We start from the raw sequence: 20,288 nt of genomic DNA on the forward strand, positions 1-20,288 counted from the left end.
GGGATTGCCTTCATTGGTGAGCGGGCGTCGTCGGGATTGCCTTCATTGGTGAGCGGGCGTCGTCGGGATTGCCTTCATTGGTGAGCGAGGGTCGCCGGGGAGGGGCTTGTTTGTGAGCGGGGGTCTAGCTTGGGCGGACGAGGACAGCGCCGATGGCTGCGTGGTAGCTCTCGAGCGTGATGGCTGCCGTCCTGTGCCAGCCGAAGGCCTCCGCGTGCACGGCTGCGGCACGGCCCATGTCTTCGCGGGTGCGGGGATCGTCGTACAAAGCTTCGATGACGTCGGCCCAGCGAGCGGGATCGTGGCCGTCAACCAAAATACCCGTCCGGCCGTCGGCAACGGCGCGGGTCAGCCCACCCACGTTGGTGGCCACCACCGGAGTGCCGCAGGCCTGTGCTTCAAGGGCTACCAGCCCGAACGACTCGCTGAAGGAGGGCATCAACACGACGTCGGCAGATCGGAACCAACCCGCCAGCTTGGGCGCCTTGACCGGCGCGCGGTGCGTGACGACGTCGTCGAGCCCCGAGGCGGTGATGAAGGACTGGAGGTTGAAGTCCTTCGCGCCGCTCAGGGCGCCCAGGATGGTCAGTTCGAGGTCGATGTCCGGCCGCCTCTTGCGGAGGATGCCGGCAGCCTCGACGAATACTTGCGGGCCCTTGAGCCGCTGGATGCGTCCGGCGAAGAGCAAGTGGAAACTGCCGGGGCGCACACCTAGCTCGGCGCGGGACCGGGCCCGGAACGCGGGAGTGAACACGGTCAGGTCAACACCGGGGGGAGCGATGTCGATGTGGTCGAAATCCGCGCTGTAGTGCGAAACGAGCTCCTGGGCTTCGGCGGGAGTGTTGGCCACGAGGCGCGTGGCTCCATCCACAATCCGCTGTTCGCCGTCTTCACGCAGGCGCGGTTCCGGCCGCTCGCCGGATTCGAGCACCAGGTTCTTGACCTTCGCCATCGTGTGCATCGTGTGGATCAGCGGCACGTTCCACAATGCGGAGAGTTCGAGGCCCGCCACACCGGACACCCAGTAGTGGGAATGGATGGCGTCGTAACGGCCGTGCGGTTGCCGTTGCCGGATCCGCTCGACCTCGGCAACCATGGCGTGGAGGAGTTCGGGAAGTTCCTCCTTGGGCAGTTTCCGTGGCGGGCCCGCCAGGACGTTATGGACGCAGACGCCGGGACCGGGATGTTCGACGGCGGGCTGGCTGGCGGACGTCGAACGCGTGAAGATCTCTACCTCCACACCAAGATCCGCCAACGCCATGGCCAGCGCCCGGACGTACACGTTCATGCCGCCGGCGTCGCCCGAACCCGGCTGTTCCATGGGGGACGTGTGGAGTGACAGGAAGGCCACGCGACGGATCAACGACACCGCTACCTCCTGTATCCAATGCAAATTCAACAAGTCCCGCAAAGTGAAAATCTCTGCGTCCCAGCGAAAACACTACTCCTGAGCTCCCTGGCATTGCAGTCGGCCCAACAGGGCCGGCACGGTAGCGACGGCTGGTACCGTAACGGACGTGAGCCACTCAAACAGCAAAGCAGGAACGCCGGCGGCCGCTGGCTACGAGATCCGGGCCGCCCGGGCAAGCGACTGGCCCGGGATCTGGGCTGTCCTGGAACCCGTGATCCGGGCCGGGGAGACCTTCACCTGGGACCGCGACACCACCGAAGAAGCCGCACGGAGCAAGTGGTTCAAGGAAGCGCCCGGGCTGACCTTCGTGGCAGTGCGCGACGGCGACGTGCTGGGTACCGGTGAACTGCACGCCAACCAGGGTGGTGGCGGAAGCCACGTGGCCAACGCCGGCTATATGGTCCATGCCGATCACGGAGGGCAGGGAATCGCCCGGGCGCTCTGTGCCTATTCCTTGGTTGCCGCCCGGGACTCCGGGTTCAAGGCGATGCAGTTCAACGCTGTCGTCGAGAGCAACGTGCGCGCGGTAGGGCTCTGGCAGTCCATGGGCTTCCGTATCCTGGCGACCATCCCCGATGCCTTCCAGCACCCGAACCTCGGCTACGTCGGGCTGCACGTCATGTACCAGGAGCTCTAAGAGCTTTGCACAATCGTGGCCGCGGCGTAGTCTGCCGTGCATGGACGCAACGCCCAGGATTGGATTCGACCCCCTCGCCGCTATCCGGGGGGAAGCGCGTGATGACGCGGCCGATTCAGCCTGCGATCTCCTGCTGACAGGGACTGTGTTCCAGGACATTATCTTTACCGGACTGGACCGCAGCCCTGAACCGGGGACCGAAGTGTGGAGCCAAGGCATGGGGACCTGCCCTGGCGGCGTGGCCAACCAAGCCATCGCGGCCGCCCGGCTTGGGCTGCGGACCAGCCTCGCGGCGGCCTTCGGGGACGACGGATACGGGGACTTCAACTGGCGGATCCTGGAAAGCCAAGAGCATGTGGACCTTTCCCTGTCCAGGCGGTTCGAGGGTTGGCATTCCCCGGTCACGGTCTCCTTGTGCGTGGATCAGGATCGTTCCATGGTCACCCACGGACATCCCCCGCCCATGAGCGCCTCAGAACTGATCGGCGATCCGCCCAAGGCGCTCGCCGCCGTCGCGGATCTGGGCGAGGAACCGGAGCCATGGATGCTGGCGGCGAGGAAAGCCGGCGTCAAACTCTTCGGCGACGCCGGATGGGATCCGACTGGTGCGTGGTCCTCGAAGCGGCTGGACCAGCTCAGCAATTTCCACGCCTTCATGCCGAATCAACGCGAAGCAATGGCCTTCACCGGCAAGGACAACCCATGGTCTGCGCTCTACACACTTGCCGACCGCGTTCCGGTGGCTGTGGTGACTTTGGGAGCGCAGGGAGCCATGGCCGTGGATTCCGAAACCGGCGAGGAGGAATGGGTGCCGTCCCTTCCTGTGACGGCGTACGACCCCACAGGAGCGGGCGACTGCTTCGGTGCGGCGTTTGTCGTGGGCTGCCTGGCCGGGTGGCCTTTGGGGGACCGGCTCCGTTTTGCCAATCTTTGCGCGTCGCTCGCGGTTCAGGAAGTGGGCGGCTCGCTGGCTGCGCCCGGTTGGGGAGACATCGCCGATTGGTGGCAGCGAGCCAACGCCCGGAGGGAGCGGCAGTCCAGCCAGTGGCTCAAACGGTTCGCTTTCCTCGAGGACATTGTGGCGGATGTCCCGCCAGGGGCCCAACGTCGTGCAACGGCCACGATCGCCCACAACTCCGACGCCTGAGCGGGGCCCCACCAAGCCGGACAACCCGCGGGCCATGGCGGCACTAGAATCGTGAGGGTGACTTACGAAGCAGCTGCCAGTTTCGAGCCCTCGACGACATCGGGTTCGGCAACGGTCCTCGAACGATCAGCCGTCATTGACTTGGATGCCATCCGGCACAACGTACGCCAATTCGTGGCTATCGCCTCGCCCGCAAACGTCATGGCCGTGGTCAAGGCCGACGCCTATGGGCACGGCGCGGTGCAGGTGGCGCGGGCGGCCCTGGAAGCCGGCGCCCGATGGCTTGGCGTTGCCCATATTTCGGAGGCTTTGGCGCTTCGCGCTGCTGGAATCGATGCCCCCATGCTGGCCTGGTTGCACACCACCCAAAGCAACTTCCAGGCGGCGGTTGCCGCCGGCGTCGACGTCGGGATTTCGGGCTGGGAGCTGGACGCGGTGGTCGCGGCGGCACGCGAACAGGAACGGCCGGCACGTATCCACCTCAAGGTTGATACCGGCTTGGGCCGCAACGGCTCCACCATCGCCCAATGGGACAAAGTGGTGGGCCAGGCCATGGAGTACCAGGACGAGGGGCTCCTGCGCGTGGTGGGCATCTTCTCGCACTTGGCCGTGGCCGACGAACCCCACCGTCCCGAGACCGATGAGCAGTTGGCAGCATTCCGGGAGGCGATTGCCGTGGCCGAGGACGCCGGAGTGGACACCGAAGTCCGGCACCTGGCCAACACTCCCGCCACGCTTTCACGCCCGGATGCCCACTTCGACCTCGTCCGCGTGGGGCTCGGGCTTTACGGGCTGTCCCCGTTCGAAGGACAAAACTCCGCGGAACTTGGCCTGCGCCCCGCCATGACAGTGCGCACCCTCGTTTCCAACTGCAAGCGCGTGCCCGAAGGCCAAGGGGTGTCCTACGGACTCAACTACCGGACGTCCAGCGAGAGCGCCTTGGGCCTGATCCCGCTTGGTTACGCCGACGGCGTGCCGCGCGTAGCCACCGGCGGACCGGTACGGGTCAACGGCGTCAACTACCCGGTGGTGGGCCGGATCGCCATGGACCAGATGGTCATCGACCTTGGGAATGCGGTGACGGACGAAGCCGGCTGGTTGGGTGCCGAAGCCGTCATGTTCGGTGACGGCGCCGACGGCGGCCCGACGGCGGACGACTGGGCCGCCGCCGCCGGAACCAACAACTATGAGATTGTCACCCGTGTCAGCCCACGCGTGCCGCGCATCTATATCAATGAGACCCCGGGGGCGGATGCCCGGTGAGCGGGACCTCGATTGACAAGACCCCGTTGAGCGAGGCCTTGTGGGAACGCACGGTCAAGGTCGCGACGGCGGAGCAGACACACGCTTTGGGCTCGGCGCTCGCCGGGGTCCTTGAGCCCGGTGACCTGCTGGTCCTGACAGGCGAACTCGGTGCCGGCAAGACCACCTTCACCCAGGGACTCGGCGAAGGACTGGGCGTCCGTGCCGGCGTCATCTCGCCCACGTTTGTCCTGGTACGTATCCACCCGAACTTGCCGGACGGGCCGCGGCCGGGTGGTCCCGACCTGGTCCACGTTGATGCTTACCGGCTTGCCTCCGCCGCGGAAATCGACGACATCGACCTTGAAAACACCATGGACAACTCCGTGACAGTGGTCGAGTGGGGGCGCGAGCGCGTCGAACACCTTTCCGATAGTCGCCTGGACGTCGAGATGCACCGGACGGTGGGCGGCGCGGAAGGGGCTGCAACCCGCCCGGAGGCCGGCCAGGACGTCGTGCTGGACTTCGACCCGGAGGACGACGACGAACCGCGCACCATCGTTTTCCGCGGCTATGGCCCTCGGTGGAGCACAGTGCCGGAAATACTGGAGGAGAACGCCTGATGCTGATTTTGGCCATTGATACTTCGGCCGTGGCGAGTGCGGCACTCATCTCCGACGATGCCATGGAAGGCGTGGTGGAGTCCTTCGCCACCGAGGACACCCGCAGCCATGCCGAGGTCCTGGCGCCCGGCATTGAGAAACTCCTGGCCGACGCCGGACTAAGTGGCGCGGACATCGACCTCATCGTCACCGGCGTTGGCCCCGGACCATTCACCGGGCTTCGTTCAGGGATTGCAACCGCCCGCACGTTGGCATTTGCGTGGAACAAGCCGCTATTCGGACTCATGAGCCTGGACGCGATCGCTTTGGAAGTGGCCGAATCAACGGAAGCACAGGCTGAGTTCCTCGTGGCCACGGACGCCCGTCGCAAGGAGGTCTACTGGGCGCGCTACACGCTCAACGATGGCCAGCTCCCGCAACTCGTGGACGGTCCGCACGTCGGTTTCGCCTCGGAGTTGCCCGATCTCCCGGTCTTCGGTGCCGGCGGCGGCATCTGTGCGGACGTCGTCAACGCGAACGAGGAATTCAGCGCCACCCAGCCCGACGCCGCGTCGCTTGGCCAGTTCGCCATGGCACTCCTGTTGGCCGGCGCGGAACTGCCCGATTCCACGCCCTTGTATTTGCGGGAATCCGACGCCCAAGTGCCGGGCCCTAGGAAGCGTGCCCTGTGAACCACTCATATCAGTTCAAGCTCGACGGCGTGACCTTGCGCGACATGACCGCCAACGACGTCACGGCGGTCGAGGTCCTGGAGCGCCGGCTCTTCCCGGTGGACGCGTGGCCGATGCAGATGTTCTTCGATGAACTCGCCCAGATTGATACCCGTCGCTACGTAGTGGCCGAAGCCGGCGGCCAGATTGTGGCCTACGCCGGGCTCATGTGCATTGAGCCGATCGCGGACGTCCAGACGATCGCCGTCGTTCCTGAATTCGAAGGCAGGGGAATCGGCTCGGCCATCCTCACGGAACTGATCGAAGAGGCCCGACGGCGTGGCGCTGTGGAAGTGCTCCTGGAGGTCCGTGCCGACAATCCACGAGCGCAGGCACTGTACGTGCGGTTCGGCTTCGAGCAGATCCACGTCCGACGGCGGTACTACCGCGACGGCACGGACGCCCTCATCATGAGGCTCACACTGACTGAAGGAACACCGGAATGAACCGCTCCCACACTATCCAGCCGCTCGTGCTGGGGATCGAGTCTTCCTGCGACGAAACCGGCGTCGGGATTGTCCGCGGAACCACGCTGCTGACCAACACCGTGTCCTCTTCGATGGATGAGCACGTCCGTTTTGGCGGTGTCATTCCGGAGATCGCTTCCCGTGCCCACCTGGACGCTTTTGTTCCCACGCTGCAGGAAGCTTTGCACGAGGCAGGGGTGGCGCTTGACGATATCGATGCCATCGCCGTAACGTCCGGACCCGGATTGGCCGGCGCGCTCATGGTGGGTGTCTGCGCGGCCAAGGCCCTCTCTGTTGCCACGGGCAAGCCGCTCTACGCGATCAACCACTTGGTGGCGCATGTCGGCGTCGGGCTCCTTGACGGGGCCGCCGGCGGTGGCACCGGGGGACTCTCGGGCGGCCGGCTGCCCGAAAACCTCGGTGCGTTGCTGGTTTCCGGCGGGCACACGGAAATCCTGCGCATCCGCAGCATCACCGACGACGTCGAGATGCTCGGCTCAACCATCGACGACGCCGCAGGCGAGGCTTATGACAAAGTGGCCAGGCTCCTGGGCCTTGGCTACCCAGGCGGACCGGCCATCGACAAACTCGCCAAGCAAGGCAACGCCAAGGCCATCCGCTTCCCGCGCGGCCTGACGCAACCCAAGTACATGGGAACCGCGGAGGAACCCGGACCGCATCGCTACGATTGGTCCTTCAGCGGGCTCAAGACCGCCGTCGCGCGCTGCGTTGAACAATTCGAAGCGCGCGGTGAGGAGGTTCCCACCGCCGACATCGCCGCTGCATTCCAGGAAGCGGTGGTGGACGTCATCACGTCCAAGGCTGTGCTGGCCTGCAAGGAGAACGGCATCACGGATCTGCTGCTCGGCGGCGGCGTCGCAGCCAACTCCCGGCTCCGTGAGCTGACAGGGCAACGTTGCAGCTCCGCCGGGATCACGCTGCATGTGCCGCCGCTGCCACTGTGCACCGACAACGGCGCCATGGTGGCGGCCTTGGGCTCGCAGCTCATCATGGCGGGAATCGCGCCCAGCGGCGTCGCGTTCGCTCCGGATTCCTCCCTGCCGGTGACTACCGTTTCGGTGTAGGCGAGGGAATCCGTCTCGAGGTTAGCCGGCAACGCTAGGAGGTCGGAACGGACCGCATTTGCTCTACGAGATCCTGGACGACCGCGTGAAGATCGCCGTCGTGCTGGGCCGCGACGCGGCGCTGGCGCTGGTAGCCGGCTCCGCGGGCGATGATCTTTTCGACGTCGGCCAGTTCCGCCGAGCAACCCAGCTTTTCCGCGACAGGTGCCAGGCGCAGCAGCGTTTCCTTGAGGTGCTCGGTGACGAGCTGCTCGTTGCCTTCGGCGTCGAGGATGATGATCGCCTCCATGCCGTAACGGGCGGCGCGCCACTTGTTTTCCTGGATATGCCATGGCGGCATGGTGGGAATGCTGCCGCCGTTGTCCAGGATCGTGGAGAACTCGTCCACCAGGCATTGGGTCAGGGCTGCAACGGCGCCGACCTCCTCGAGGGTTGCCAGGCCGTCGCAAATGCGCATCTCGATGGTGCCCAAGTTCGGCACGGGCCGGATGTCCCAGCGGATTTCAGACAGGGTGTCGATCACTCCAGTGGTGAACATGTCCTGGACGTAGGACTCGTATTCGGCCCAGCTGGGGAACTGGAAAGGCAATCCGGCCGTGGGAAGCTGCTGGAACATGAGGGCGCGCTGTGACGCATAGCCCGTGTCTTCACCGCCCCAGAACGGGCTCGAAGCAGACAATGCCTGGAAATGGGGGAAGTAGTTGACCAAGCCATCGAGGATGGGGAGCGCCTTGTCCCTCCGGTCCAGGCCGACGTGGACATGGACTCCATAAATGACCATTTGCCGCCCCCACCATTGGGTCCGGTCGATCAGTTTGGCATAGCGTTCTTTGTCCGAGACCGGCTGGAGCTGCGGCGGGCTGAAAGGATGGCTTCCGGCGCAGAAGAGCTCCACGCCCATGGGGTCGGTGACTTCCCTGACGGCCCGCAGCGAGCGGGCCAGGTCTTCCTTGGCTTCCTTGACGGTGTTGCACACGCCCGTCACGAGTTCCACGGTATTCAGGAGCAGTTCCCGCTTGATGTGGGGGTGCTCGTCGTCTTCGTTCAAATCCGGATGCCGCGAAGCCACGCCCCGCAGGACCTCATTCGCCACCGAGACCAATTCGCCGGTGCGTGCGTTGACGAGCGCTAGCTCCCATTCCACCCCCAGGGTCGACTGCCTGGATGAAGCGAAATCAATCTGCACGTGGGTCCCCTCGGTATTTGCCAAAAACGCCCTGAGCAATGCCCGCCGTGGGGCCGTCAGCGGTTGGCTCAAGTCTAATGCAGGGGCGGTACGGTACCGCATGATGGGAACCGCGAGGTAAAACAGGAAATCGAAGCCGTTTGCTAATGAGAATGATTTGCATCTAAGATTATTGGCATGCATCTTTCTGTTGTCAGCTCACTGGACAGCCAATGCCGCGAAGCAGCCGCCGCCAGGCTTGGGCGGACCCATCGAGATTCGGTGGTTGTCCTGCACGACCTCCTGGACGGGTCCATTGTCTTGCGAAGGATCTTCCGCAACGGCCAACTGGTGGAGCAAGCTCAAACCGCTTTGGAACACGGCTGCCTTAGCTGCACGGTCCGTCTCGACGTTGTCCCGACGGCGGAACGCCTCGCCGCGTCGGGACACGACCATATCGTCCTGGGCCTGCCACCGGGTGTCTCCGTGGAGATGGCGGTAGCCGAACTCAAGCGCGGCCTGGAGCGGCCCGCCGTCATCGACAACGCGGTGTTGGCGATTGACCCCTCCGGGCTGGAAGACCATATCTGGGACAAACACACGCTGTATGAATCCGGGTTTACGGCCATGCCCGAGGATGAGCGCACCAGCGGAGAATTTCTCATCGGGGAATTGGGCCACGCGGATACTGTCATGGTGCACGCCGGTCTTGGGGCAGAGCTCACCGGATTGCGCCCGGATTCAAGCGAGGCGTGGACCCTCGGCGTGGAACTTCTTGGGCAGCTCGCGCCGCACGCAGCCATTTCCGCGGGCGACGACGACTTCCGGCCCGGCTGCTACGACGGCGCCGAGGCTCTCGCGAGGGCCCGTCGTGGTTCCGTGAGGGTGCCGCTCGAGGAGGAGTCGGGGCGTTTCCGGACCGTGCTCCACAAAGTGGAGCGACCCCTTCATCCGATGCGCTTCCAGGAGGCGCTGCCCAAGTTGGCCGGGGGATGCCACTGGATGCGGGGCCGCTTGTGGATTGCCTCGGCTGCCAAAGTCCGGATCGCGGTGCAGGGAATCGGGCCGCGCGTCTGGCTCGAGAGCACGGGCGAGTGGCTGGCGGACGCCGGCATCGGCCCCATCCCCAGCGGCAAGGGCCTGAAGCACGGAAACGGACTCCACGACGTCGACGCCGCCCTCGACTGGCATCCGCGCTTCGGCGACCGGGGGACGGTGCTTGCCGTGACCGGAAGGGAAGACGACGTTGACGCAGCAGAAATCCGGTCCCTGCTGGATGCATGCGCGCTGAGCGAAGCCGAGATGAGGCTCGGCTTCGCCGGACTCGAGGACCCTTTTGAACTCGAATCCACCCTGTAGCCGAGCTCCAGCCCAGGCGGAACAAAGCCCCCATCAACCAAGCGAAAACACGAGAAGGAGAACCCCATGAAAGTCAGGAATTCGTTGCGTGCCCTCAAGAAGGTCCCCGGGGCGCAAGTGGTCCGCCGGCGCGGCCGCACCTTTGTCATCAACAAGCTGAATCCGCGCTTCAAGGCGCGCCAAGGCTAGCTCCCCGTCTAGGCTGGGCAGAGAACCCGCTACGCGAAGGAAGCCCCGTTATGCCGATCCTCAATAAAGACATGACGCTCTGTATTTCTCTCTCTGCCCGGCCCAGCAACAACGGAACGCGTTTCCATAACTTCCTTTACCAGGAGCTTGGCCTGAACTGGATCTACAAGGCCTTCGCTCCCACCGACCTCCCGAACGCGATCGCGGGCGTGCGCGGCCTGGGCATCCGCGGCTGTGCCGTCTCGATGCCGTACAAGGAAGACGTCATCGCCCTCGTCGACCGGATGGACGCTTCGGCGGCAGCAATCGATTCAGTCAACACGATCGTGAACGACGCTGGCGTACTGACGGCCTACAACACGGACTACACCGCGATCGCGCAGCTGATCGAGCGCAACGCGATCGACCCGGCGTCGTCCGTGCTGCTCCGCGGTTCCGGCGGCATGGCAAAGGCCACCGCCGCTGCCTTCCGGGACGCCGGGTTCTCCCGCGTTACAGTGGTTGCCCGGAATGAAAAACCCGGGCAAGCCCTCGCGGGGCTTTACGGCTTCGGCTGGCAAGCCGAAGTAGGGGAGTCGACGGCGGACGTCCTCGTAAACGTGACACCGATCGGCATGGCCGGCGGACCTGAGTCCAGCTCGCTGTCCTTCCCCGAAGCGGCGGTGGCGGCCGCGAAGGTAGTGTTCGACGTCGTCGCCCTCCCCGCAGAGACGCCGCTCATCAAGGCCGGCCGCGCGGCAGGAAAGACCGTGATCACCGGCGCCGAGGTGGCCACCATCCAGGCGCTTGAGCAGTTCGTTCTCTATACCGGCATCACCCCCACACCGGAGCAAGTCGCTGCGGCCGAGGAGTTCACGCGCGCCCAATAGGGCGCCACAGCTCAGAGACCAGCTCAGGCAGCCGCGACGGGCTCCACTACAACAGCCACCTTTTCCTCGCCGATCCTGGTGAGGACCAAGGTGGCTGTTTTGTTGCCGCGGCCTTTTGCCGAGCCTTTTCCTGCCGGGAGCAGCTGCTTCCGCAGCTCCTCCGGGGTGACGGAGGTGCCGCGTTTCTTGATGTCGAGGACGCCGACGCCGTTCGCCTTCACCCAGGCTTTGAGGGCTTTGACGTTCAACGGCATGACTTCCAGGACTTTGTAGGCGCGGGCGAACGGGGTCTCCACAAGTTCCGGAGCGCAAATATAGGCGATGTGCTGGTCCACCAGGTGGCCGCCCAACCGGAGTGCGACGTCGGCCACCAGGCCCGCACGGATCACCGCCCCGTCCGGTTCGTACAGGTATCCCTCCACGGGCCCGACGTCGGGCACCGGACCGCCGTCGAAATCTTCGGCGCTGGTGATCTCGGCTGCGCCTTGCGGCCCGAGTACCAGGGCAGCGCGGCGGATGCCGGGACGGGCGACGTCGTTGAACCACAGCGTCACTTCCGTGACGTCCCCGCCCACCGAAACCCACTGTGCCTCGCAGCCGGCCGGTACCGATTCGTGCGGCATGCCCGGGCCCATTTTGACCCCGACGGACTTGCCGGTCGCCGCCAATGATTCAACGAAGGACAACGGCGGCGAGAACGCCTCCGGATCCCAGATCCGTTTGGTTCCCGACGACGACGTCGTGCGTCGCGCCGGATCGAGCCACACGCCGTCGACCCCGTCGAGGGGCACCGAGGTTGCGTCGGAGTGCACTACCGTCGCGTGCGGGAACGGAATGAGGTTGATGGTGGCGCAGGCTGCGGTGGTCTCGTCGAGCTCCACGGCGGTGACCTCGATGTCCATGGAGGCCATGGCCATGGAGTCCGCTCCGAGCCCGCAGCCCAGGTCCGCCACGTGCCGCGTGCCTGCCTTGGCGAATCGCTCGGCGTGCCTGGCTGCAACATTGAGGCGGGTGGCCTGTTCCAGGCCGGCCTGGGTGAAGAGCATCTGCCGGGCGAATTCTCCGAACTTGGCCTCGGCCCGGGTGCGGAGCCTGGATTGGGTGAGGACGGCGGCCACGAGCGCGGGGGAGTGGCCGTCTTTGCGCAGGCGCGCGTTGAGGGCGAAGGCTTCGCCGTCGCGGTATGGTCCCAAGGATGCCAGGAGTTCCCAACCTTCCGTTGTCAGCAAAGGGGCAATCTGGTCCTGGGGTGTGTCAGCCATGGGAACCAGCCTAATGCTCGCCCGTCATAGAGTGCGGAGGGGGAACCGCGACCACCCGGGCGGATAGGGTTGATGCCATGGAAGACAACCCAGTACGCCAGCCTGACGACGCCAATGGTTCTCCCTTTGCCCCCGATAAACGTCCCTTCGCCGGAAATCTCTCCAAGTATGCCCGCCCCGCACTCATCGTCGGTGTTTTGATTGCCGTTGTCTGCATTGCGCTCTTGATCATTATTTTCTTCCTCGACTCCTTCAACGCGGCCACCTACTCCATGACCGGAAAGAGCGTCCAGGACGCCACCGACGAGGCCCGGGACATCCGTGACACCTACACCGGTGCCCGCATCGCAGCGATCGTCGGGCTGGTGGTGTTCGGCGTCGTCGCGCTCGCCAGCGGCGTAGTGCTCTACCTGAACCGCGGAAACGCGCCGAAGGAAGACTATGACGACGGCGAGGACGTCGACTTCGACGACCTCGCCGGTCAATGAGCTACTCGAGCCGCAAGTGGCGCTTCGGGCGTTCACCCATGACGGAATTCTGGCACTCGCCTTGACCGAGTGCTAATGCTTACATAGAGTCTTGATTAGCACTCTCCCTAGGCGGGTGCTAATCATGCCGCCAGGCACTTACCGGCACCGCGACGACGGTAAGCCCGCCACGGCATCCCTGGTTTGATAGTCCATGTACTACCTCACGTAAAGGAGAGATCCGAGTGTCGGTCTCCATTAAGCCTCTCGAGGATCGCATTGTTGTCCGCCCGCTCGAAGCAGAGCAGACCACGGCTTCCGGCCTGGTCATCCCGGACACTGCACAGGAAAAGCCGCAGGAAGGCGAAGTTGTCGCAGTTGGCCCCGGCCGCTTCGACGACAACGGCAACCGCGTCCCCGTCGACGTAACCGTCGGCGACGTCGTCATCTACTCCAAGTACGGCGGAACTGAAGTCAAGACCGGCGGCAACGAATACCTCGTTCTGTCCGCCCGCGACGTTCTGGCGATCGTCGTTAAGTAATTCCCTGGATCCCGCATCGCAGATCGAGTCGGACTTCTTCCGGTCGAATCAGCGGTGCGGGTTTTCCGTCTTGAAAGGACACAACCATGGCAAAGCAGCTTGCGTTTAACGACGCTGCCCGTCGCTCGCTCGAAGCAGGCATTGACAAGCTCGCCAACACGGTCAAGGTCACCCTTGGCCCGCGTGGCCGCAACGTCGTTCTGGACAAGAAGTGGGGAGCTCCCACCATCACCAACGACGGCGTGACGATCGCCCGCGAAGTCGAACTCGACGACCCGTATGAGAACCTTGGTGCGCAACTGGCCAAGGAAGTCGCCACCAAGACCAACGACGTCGCAGGTGACGGCACCACCACCGCCACCGTGCTGGCACAGGCACTCGTCAAGGAAGGCCTGCGCAACGTTGCCGCCGGAGCCGCACCTGGCGAAATCAAGCGCGGCATCGAGGTTTCCGTCCAGGCCGTGGCTGCCCGCCTCCTGGAGAACGCCCGCGAAGTTGAAGGCACCCAGGTTGCCAGCGTTGCCGCGATCTCTGCCCAGAGCGATGAGGTCGGCGAGCTCCTCGCCGAGGCTTTCGGCAAAGTCGGCAAGGATGGCGTCATCACCATCGAAGAGTCCTCCACCACGCAGACCGAACTGGTCCTGACCGAGGGCATGCAGTTCGACAAGGGCTACCTGTCCCCGTACTTCGTCACTGACGCGGAACGCCAGGAAGCTGTTCTGGAAGACGCGCTCATCCTGATCAACCAGGGCAAGATCTCCTCGCTGCAGGAATTCCTGCCGCTCCTCGAGAAGGCCCTGCAGGCTGCCAAGCCCCTCTTTATCATTGCTGAGGACATCGACGGCGAGGCACTGTCCACGCTGATCGTGAACCGTATCCGTGGCACCCTGAACGTCGTTGCCGTCAAGGCTCCGGGCTTCGGCGACCGCCGCAAGGCCATGCTGCAGGACATTGCCACCCTGACCGGCGCCCAGGTTGTTTCCCCGGAGCTCGGCCTGTCCCTGGACCAGGTTGGCCTCGAGGTCCTCGGCAGCGCCCGCCGGATCACCGTCACCAAGGACAACACCACCATTGTTGACGGCGCCGGTACGCCTGAGGACGTCGCAGCGCGCGTCGCCCAGATCCGTGCAGAGCTGACCCGCACCGACTCCGATTGGGACCGCGAAAAGCTGCAGGAAAGGCTTGCGAAGCTGGCAGGAGGCATCGGCGTCATCAAGGTCGGCGCAGCCACCGAGGTCGAGCTCAAGGAAAAGAAGCACCGCATCGAGGACGCAGTGTCCTCCACGCGTGCTGCCCTGGAAGAGGGCATCGTCTCCGGCGGTGGATCCGCCCTCATCCACGCCCTCAAGGCACTGGACGAGGACTCTGCCGTCAAGGCACTGGAAGGCGACGCGGCTGCCGCCGTCGGCATCGTTCGCCGTGCCCTGACCCAGCCCCTTCGCTGGATCGCCCAGAACGCCGGCTTCGACGGTTACGTCGTCGTGGCCAAGGTTGCCGAGCTGGAAGCCAACCACGGCTTCAACGCGAAGTCCGGCGTGTACGAGGACCTGATCGCCGCCGGCGTGATCGACCCCGTCAAGGTCACCCGCTCCGCACTCCAGAACGCCGCATCCATCGCAGCCCTGGTTCTCACCACCGAGACCCTTGTTGTCGAGAAGCCGGCCGAGGAAGACGAGCACGCAGGCCACAGCCACTAGTCCCCACCGCCTCCCTAGCCTCGCTTCGCTTCGGCCAGGGAGCCCGGGCGGTGTGGGCCCATCTGCGTGAAAGAAGGCCCGGTCCCCTTGAGGGGGCCGGGCCTTTCTTTTTAAAGCAACGCGGGGTCACTTACGGCCCATTGGGTGCTGCCGGATGGGCCGTAAGCGACCCCGCGTTGCCCGGAAAACGGCATGGAGGATTGACCCAGACAACGCTCCGGAAGCTCCCAGCCCCTTGTGTCCTAATGGATCATAGGAAGTTGGTTGAACGCGGTCTCAATTGACGACGAACATTTCGAATCAGTAGGGTAGACGGTTTGAGTAGCACCCTGGAGGCAAGAATTTGACAACCACGCGCCCGATTGCGCTACGGCGAACTAGCGGCGAGACGCAGAAATCGGCCCCCAAATCAACGTTCCGTCCTGAGATCCAAGGGCTTCGATCTGTTGCCGTCCTCATGGTTGTCACCTACCACATCTGGTTCGGCCGGGTCTCCGGCGGGGTGGATATTTTCCTCCTGGTCTCTGCATTCCTCATGACGGCGCAGTTCACACGGCGGTATGCCGGTGGGCGGCAGACGGAACTGATCAAGCACTACCTTCATCACTTCCGGAGGCTCTTGCCGGCAGCCGTGACGGTGATCGTTGGAACGCTGGCCGCCACTTTCCTCTTCATGCCGGCCACCCGCTGGGTCGATACCATCAAGCAGGGCTGGGCTTCACTCTTCTACGTTGAGAACTTCCTGCTGCAGTCGCAGGCAGTCAACTACTACGCCGCGGACCACAGCCTGGCCAGCCCGCTACAGCATTTCTGGTCGCTGTCCATCCAAGGACAGGTCTTCATTGTCTGGCCGATCATCTTCGTGGGCGCTGGCTGGGTGGCGAGGAGGTTCAGGCTCGCGTACGTTCCCCTTCTGCGTTACATCTTTGGATTAGTCTTCCTGGTTTCCCTGGTGTATTCGGTCCTCTACACCGCTTCGGACCAATCGGCGGCCTACTTCTCGACGGCGGCCAGGCTGTGGGAGTTTGCCCTGGGAACTCTTCTGGCACTTTTCCTGCCTTCGGTCAAAATACCCAGGTCGGCCAGGATCGTCCTAGGCTGGCTCGGTATCCTGGCGATGCTCAGCTGCGGGCTCATCCTCGACGTCGAGGGGGTCTTCCCCGGGTGGTTGGCCTTGTGGCCAACGCTGGCCGCAGCCTGTATCCTCGCGGCAGGCCAGACCCAGAGCCGGTTCGGAATCGACCGGATCCTCAGTTCCAAGCCGCTCGTGCGGATGGGAAACAATTCGTACGCCCTCTACCTCTGGCACTGGCCCATGTTGGTCATCTATCTGGCTTGGTCCGGCAAGACCCACGCCGGCTGGTTGTCCGGCACAGTGATCATTGTTGGTGCCTTCCTCCTGGCTGTTCTGACCACCAGGTTCATCGAGAAGCCGTTGCGGGAGTGGAAGTGGCCCGAGGCCAACCGGCGCAGAAGCGCGATTTCGCTGGTTGCGGTAGGGGCCGTGGCTATTTTGCCCTTGGCGGGTTGGCCCCTGCAGATCGAGCAGACAAACCGTGCCTTGGTTGCAAACATGGATGCCCGCAACCCCGGAGCGGCGGCCGTGGGCGGGGACTTCGTGTACACCCCCGATCCAGGGGTGCCCTTGGTTCCAAGCATGACTGCCGTTGATGGGGACTGGCCGGTTTTCCCGACCGCCTGCACAGGGACCGCGGACCCGCAGGAGTTCGTCAACCGATGCACCAACGGGATCAAGAACGGGACGAAGTCCGTGGTGGTCATAGGCAGTTCGCACGCCCACGTGCTGAACACGCCGCTGCTTACGATGGCCGCAAAGAACAATTGGAGCCTGACGTCCATCACGAAGGGATATTGCCCGCTTGGCGAGGACACCGCGGCAGACATTACGCAGGCATGCGTTGACTTCAACAAGGCCACGCTCGCAGAGGTCCTGAAGATGAAGCCGGATGTTGTGGTGACGACCAGTACGCGCACCAATGCTCAGAGCAACGTCCCGGAGCGGCTCGATCCTTCCTGGGTCACGGAAGTAAAGACCCTCAACGACGCCGGAATCCAAGTGGTTGCCTTCCGAGACACACCACGGGCAGCGCAGCCAGTTCCTGCCTGCCTGGAGAAGAACCCCGGCGCGTATGTTGCCTGTGGTTCCCAGCGTGCCGAAATCTATTCGGAAGATTCCCCGACGGGGGCCGTCGCCGCGTCAATGCCCGACACGAAATTCCTGGACCTTTCGAAGTACTTCTGCCCCGATGCGAATTGTCCGGCCGTGATCGGCAATGTGATTGTCTACAAGGACGACAACCACGTGACCGCCACCTACATGAAGACCCTGACCCCATACTTCGAGAAGGCGTTCATGGCCGCGACCGGGTGGAGCTAGGCGGCCAGAGTTGGGTTGTCCAGCGGCTCGGCGGCGGATGCCGGGTGCTGTTGCTCACATTGCCCTCGCGGAATATGGGGATCGGCGGCGAGGTTCTACTATTTATTCAGAACCTTTCTGCACAGGCCAGTCCCGTAATGACGGGCTGGTCATCAGCTGCAACCCCTACCAGAGCAACCCCCAAGAACCAAGGTAAGAGGCGCACTCATGACCCAGCCCGAACACGATCCCTTTGGCTTTGTTGGCCTGACCTATGACGACGTCCTGCTGCTGCCGGGCCACACCAACGTCATTCCGTCCGAAGCTGACACCTCCTCCCGGATCTCCAAGCGGATTTCGGTCCAGACCCCGCTGCTGTCCGCCGCCATGGACACTGTCACCGAGTCCCGGATGGCCATTGCCATGGCCCGCCAGGGTGGCCTTGGCGTCATCCACCGCAACTTGTCCATCGAAGACCAGGCCGACCACGTCGACCGCGTCAAGCGCTCCGAGTCCGGGATGATCACCAACCCCCTGACCATCCACCCGGAGGCCACCCTTCAAGAACTGGACGAACTGTGTTCGCGTTACCGGGTTTCCGGCCTGCCCGTGATCGACACGGACGGCCGTCTGCTCGGTATCGTCACCAACCGCGACACCCGCTTCGTTCCGGAGTCCGACTTCCCGCTGAGGCTGGTCAGCGACGTCATGACCAAGATGCCGCTCATCACGGGCCACGTGGGCATCAGCCGCGAAGAGGCTTCGCACAAACTGGCCACCAACAAGATCGAGAAGCTGCCCCTCGTTGACGAGCAGGGTCGCCTCAAGGGCCTGATCACCACCAAGGACTTCACCAAGGCCGAGCAGTACCCGCTCGCGACGAAGGACGAGGAAGGCCGCCTCCGGGTCGGCGCAGCCATCGGGTTCTTCGGCGACGGCTGGGAACGGGCCATGGCCCTGATCGACGCCGGTGTCGACGCACTTTTCGTGGACACCGCCAACGGCCACTCGCAAGGTGTCCTGGACATGATCACGCGCCTGAAGTCGGATCCCGTCGCTGCCCACGTTGACATCATCGGCGGCCAGGCCGCCACCCGCGAAGGCGCCCAGGCACTGATCGACGCCGGTGCCGACGGCATCAAGGTGGGCGTGGGCCCGGGCTCCATTTGCACCACGCGCGTTGTTGCCGGTGTGGGCGTTCCCCAGATCACGGCTATCTACGAGTCCTCGAAGGCGGCCATCCCTGCCGGTGTTCCGCTGATCGCCGACGGCGGCCTGCAGTACTCGGGCGATATCGGCAAGGCCCTCGTGGCCGGTGCCGACACCGTCATGCTCGGCTCATTGCTGGCTGGTTGCGACGAGTCGCCGGGTGAGCTGATCTTCGTGAACGGCAAGCAGTTCAAGAGCTACCGCGGCATGGGTTCCCTGGGTGCCATGCAGTCCCGTGGCAAGAACACGTCCTACTCGAAGGACCGCTATTTCCAGGCGGACGTTTCCGGTGATGACAAGCTCATCCCGGAAGGCATCGAAGGTCGCGTCGCCTATCGCGGCCCGCTCTCCTCGGTGGCGTACCAGCTGGTCGGCGGCCTGCGCCAGACCATGTTCTACACGGGTGCCCCGACCATCGCCGAACTCAAGGCACGCGGTAAGTTTGTGCGCATCACTGCGGCCGGACTCAAGGAGTCCCACCCGCATGACATCCAGATGACCGTCGAGGCTCCGAACTACGGTTCCCGCTAGGCGTAAATTCCTATCCCAGGCAGTTCCAAGCGAGCCCGCCACCTCCACTATGGAGGCGGCGGGCTCGCTTATTTATCAGGCATTGCCTGTCGTCATGGTCTGCGTCACCCTGCCAGAACATCGCGCCGCACTGGGATAACCTAGAGCAGTGACTTACGAGATTGAGATTGGCCGTGGCAAGCGTGGGCGTCGTGCCTACTCCCTGGATGACATCGCGATCGTCCCCAACCGCCGGACGCGCGACCCCAAGGACGTTTCCGTCTCATGGCAGATTGATGCCTACAAGTTTGAGATGCCCGTGATCGCCGCACCCATGGACTCCGCGATGTCGCCTGAAACGGCCATCGCGCTTGGGCGGCTGGGCGGCCTGGGCGTTCTGGACCTCGAGGGCCTGTGGACGCGGTACGAAGATCCCCAGTCCGTGCTGGACGAGATCTCTGCCCTCGCGGATGAAACGGCCAGCCCGACGGTCACCCGGCGCATGCAGGAGCTCTACAAGGCCCCCATCCAGCCCGAACTGATCACCACCAGGCTCGCGGAAATCCGTGCATCGGGCGTGACGGTGGCCGGCTCACTGACACCGCAGCGCACCCAGGAACACTACAAGACCGTGGTGGCCGCCGGCGTCGACATTTTTGTCATCCGGGGCACCACGGTCTCGGCCGAGCACGTCTCAAAGAACCATGAGCCCCTGAACCTCAAGCAGTTCATCTATGAGCTCGACGTCCCCGTGATCGTCGGCGGGGCTGCCGGCCACACCCCGGCGTTGCACCTCATGCGTACCGGAGCGGCCGGCGTCCTGGTGGGCTTCGGCGGCGGCGCAACGACTACCACGCGGCGCGCCCTCGGCATCCATTCGCCCATGGCTTCCGCCATTTCCGACGTCGCCGCCGCCCGCCGCGACTACATGGATGAATCCGGCGGACGCTACGTGCACGTGATAGCCGACGGCGGCATGGGTACTTCGGGTGACATCGTCAAAGCCATCGCCATGGGCGCCGACGCCGTCATGCTCGGCAGCGCCTTGGCCCGTGCCGAAGAGGCCCCGGGCAAGGGCTGGCACTGGGGCCAGGAAGCCCACCACCTTGAGCTGCCCCGCGGCGACAGGGTCAACGTCGGCACCGTCGGTCCCCTCGAAGAAGTACTCTTCGGGCCGGGCCACCACACCAACGGCACGTCAAACCTGATCGGCGCGCTCCGCCGCTCCATGGCGACCACGGGCTATTCGGACCTGAAGGAGTTCCAGCGGGTCGACGTCGTCGTCTCGCCATACTCGGGCCAGTAGCTCCCGCTCGGGCC

Annotated in this window: 19 protein-coding genes; 16 read left to right on the forward strand and 3 right to left on the reverse strand. The window is 64.3% G+C overall.

Annotation, left to right across the window (positions count from 1 at the left end):
* Window positions 1-124: 124 nt before the first annotated feature.
* On the reverse strand, window positions 125-1,369 hold the full coding sequence (gene mshA / locus QRN51_RS18715; protein WP_284991313.1) for a D-inositol-3-phosphate glycosyltransferase: 1,245 nt from the start codon (window positions 1,367-1,369) through the stop codon (window positions 125-127).
* 148 nt (window positions 1,370-1,517) lie between these two features.
* Between mshA and QRN51_RS18720 the strand changes: the two genes are divergently transcribed.
* The 7 genes from QRN51_RS18720 to tsaD are packed head-to-tail and all read left to right on the forward strand — an operon-like array spanning window position 1,518 to window position 7,322.
* Window positions 1,518-2,048 carry a GNAT family N-acetyltransferase gene (locus QRN51_RS18720; protein ID WP_284991314.1) on the forward strand — a complete coding sequence of 177 codons (531 nt, stop codon included), beginning with the start codon at window positions 1,518-1,520 and terminating at the stop codon, window positions 2,046-2,048.
* Window positions 2,049-2,088: 40 nt separating this feature from the next.
* A complete protein-coding gene (locus QRN51_RS18725; protein WP_284991317.1) occupies window positions 2,089-3,195 on the forward strand; it encodes a carbohydrate kinase family protein in 1,107 nt (368 codons plus the stop codon).
* Between the two features lie 57 nt (window positions 3,196-3,252).
* Window positions 3,253-4,458, forward strand: a complete 1,206-nt coding sequence (gene alr / locus QRN51_RS18730; protein WP_284991319.1) for an alanine racemase — start codon at window positions 3,253-3,255, stop codon at window positions 4,456-4,458.
* A 26-nt stretch (window positions 4,459-4,484) separates the two neighbouring features.
* Window positions 4,485-5,060 carry a tRNA (adenosine(37)-N6)-threonylcarbamoyltransferase complex ATPase subunit type 1 TsaE gene (gene tsaE, locus QRN51_RS18735; RefSeq protein ID WP_284991557.1) on the forward strand — a complete coding sequence of 192 codons (576 nt, stop codon included), beginning with the start codon at window positions 4,485-4,487 and terminating at the stop codon, window positions 5,058-5,060.
* Window positions 5,060-5,731, forward strand: coding sequence for a tRNA (adenosine(37)-N6)-threonylcarbamoyltransferase complex dimerization subunit type 1 TsaB (gene tsaB / locus QRN51_RS18740; protein ID WP_284991320.1), 672 nt, complete (start codon window positions 5,060-5,062; stop codon window positions 5,729-5,731). Before tsaE ends, tsaB begins: the two co-directional genes overlap by 1 nt.
* Before the next feature lie 44 nt (window positions 5,732-5,775).
* Complete coding sequence (gene rimI, locus QRN51_RS18745) at window positions 5,776-6,216, forward strand: ribosomal protein S18-alanine N-acetyltransferase (protein WP_059387414.1); 441 nt, start codon at window positions 5,776-5,778, stop codon at window positions 6,214-6,216.
* Complete coding sequence (gene tsaD / locus QRN51_RS18750) at window positions 6,213-7,322, forward strand: tRNA (adenosine(37)-N6)-threonylcarbamoyltransferase complex transferase subunit TsaD (protein ID WP_284991322.1); 1,110 nt, start codon at window positions 6,213-6,215, stop codon at window positions 7,320-7,322. Before rimI ends, tsaD begins: the two co-directional genes overlap by 4 nt.
* A gap of 34 nt (window positions 7,323-7,356) precedes the next feature.
* Here the strand turns inward: tsaD and QRN51_RS18755 are convergent, their stop codons facing one another.
* Complete coding sequence (locus QRN51_RS18755; RefSeq protein WP_284991323.1) at window positions 7,357-8,508, reverse strand: glutamate--cysteine ligase; 1,152 nt, start codon at window positions 8,506-8,508, stop codon at window positions 7,357-7,359.
* Window positions 8,509-8,685: 177 nt separating this feature from the next.
* On the opposite strand from QRN51_RS18755, the gene QRN51_RS18760 reads away from it, so the two are divergent.
* The 3 genes from QRN51_RS18760 (at window position 8,686) to QRN51_RS18770 (ending at window position 10,904) form a co-directional block, all read left to right on the forward strand.
* Complete coding sequence (locus tag QRN51_RS18760) at window positions 8,686-9,846, forward strand: GTP-binding protein (protein WP_284991325.1); 1,161 nt, start codon at window positions 8,686-8,688, stop codon at window positions 9,844-9,846.
* A 66-nt stretch (window positions 9,847-9,912) separates the two neighbouring features.
* Window positions 9,913-10,035, forward strand: coding sequence for a type B 50S ribosomal protein L36 (ykgO, locus tag QRN51_RS18765; RefSeq protein WP_059387417.1), 123 nt, complete (start codon window positions 9,913-9,915; stop codon window positions 10,033-10,035).
* A gap of 50 nt (window positions 10,036-10,085) precedes the next feature.
* Entirely contained in the window at window positions 10,086-10,904 is an 819-nt protein-coding gene (locus QRN51_RS18770; protein ID WP_284991327.1) for a shikimate 5-dehydrogenase, read from the forward strand.
* A gap of 23 nt (window positions 10,905-10,927) precedes the next feature.
* On the opposite strand, the gene QRN51_RS18775 is transcribed toward QRN51_RS18770, so the two are convergent.
* Complete coding sequence (locus tag QRN51_RS18775) at window positions 10,928-12,166, reverse strand: THUMP-like domain-containing protein (RefSeq protein ID WP_284991328.1); 1,239 nt, start codon at window positions 12,164-12,166, stop codon at window positions 10,928-10,930.
* Window positions 12,167-12,243: 77 nt separating this feature from the next.
* Here QRN51_RS18775 and QRN51_RS18780 point away from each other — a divergent pair, with 77 nt between their 5' ends.
* From QRN51_RS18780 to QRN51_RS18805, 6 genes are all read left to right on the forward strand, one after another.
* Window positions 12,244-12,654: a hypothetical protein gene (locus QRN51_RS18780; RefSeq protein WP_284991330.1), complete on the forward strand. Its 411-nt coding sequence runs from the start codon at window positions 12,244-12,246 to the stop codon at window positions 12,652-12,654.
* A 224-nt stretch (window positions 12,655-12,878) separates the two neighbouring features.
* The gene (gene groES, locus QRN51_RS18785; RefSeq protein ID WP_028265041.1) at window positions 12,879-13,175 is read left to right on the forward strand and encodes a co-chaperone GroES; all 297 of its coding nucleotides are present in this window, start codon (window positions 12,879-12,881) and stop codon (window positions 13,173-13,175) included.
* An 86-nt stretch (window positions 13,176-13,261) separates the two neighbouring features.
* Window positions 13,262-14,872, forward strand: a complete 1,611-nt coding sequence (groL, locus tag QRN51_RS18790; protein WP_284991332.1) for a chaperonin GroEL — start codon at window positions 13,262-13,264, stop codon at window positions 14,870-14,872.
* Window positions 14,873-15,215: 343 nt separating this feature from the next.
* Window positions 15,216-17,270, forward strand: a complete 2,055-nt coding sequence (locus QRN51_RS18795; protein WP_284991333.1) for an acyltransferase family protein — start codon at window positions 15,216-15,218, stop codon at window positions 17,268-17,270.
* Between the two features lie 207 nt (window positions 17,271-17,477).
* A complete protein-coding gene (gene guaB, locus QRN51_RS18800; protein ID WP_284991334.1) occupies window positions 17,478-18,989 on the forward strand; it encodes an IMP dehydrogenase in 1,512 nt (503 codons plus the stop codon).
* 148 nt (window positions 18,990-19,137) lie between these two features.
* Window positions 19,138-20,274 (forward strand): GuaB3 family IMP dehydrogenase-related protein, encoded by a 1,137-nt coding sequence (locus tag QRN51_RS18805; RefSeq protein WP_284991336.1) that lies wholly within the window; start codon window positions 19,138-19,140, stop codon window positions 20,272-20,274.
* Window positions 20,275-20,288: the final 14 nt, after the last annotated feature.

The organism is Arthrobacter sp. efr-133-TYG-120 (genome assembly GCF_030209785.1).
Classification (GTDB): Bacteria; Actinomycetota; Actinomycetes; order Actinomycetales; family Micrococcaceae; genus Arthrobacter.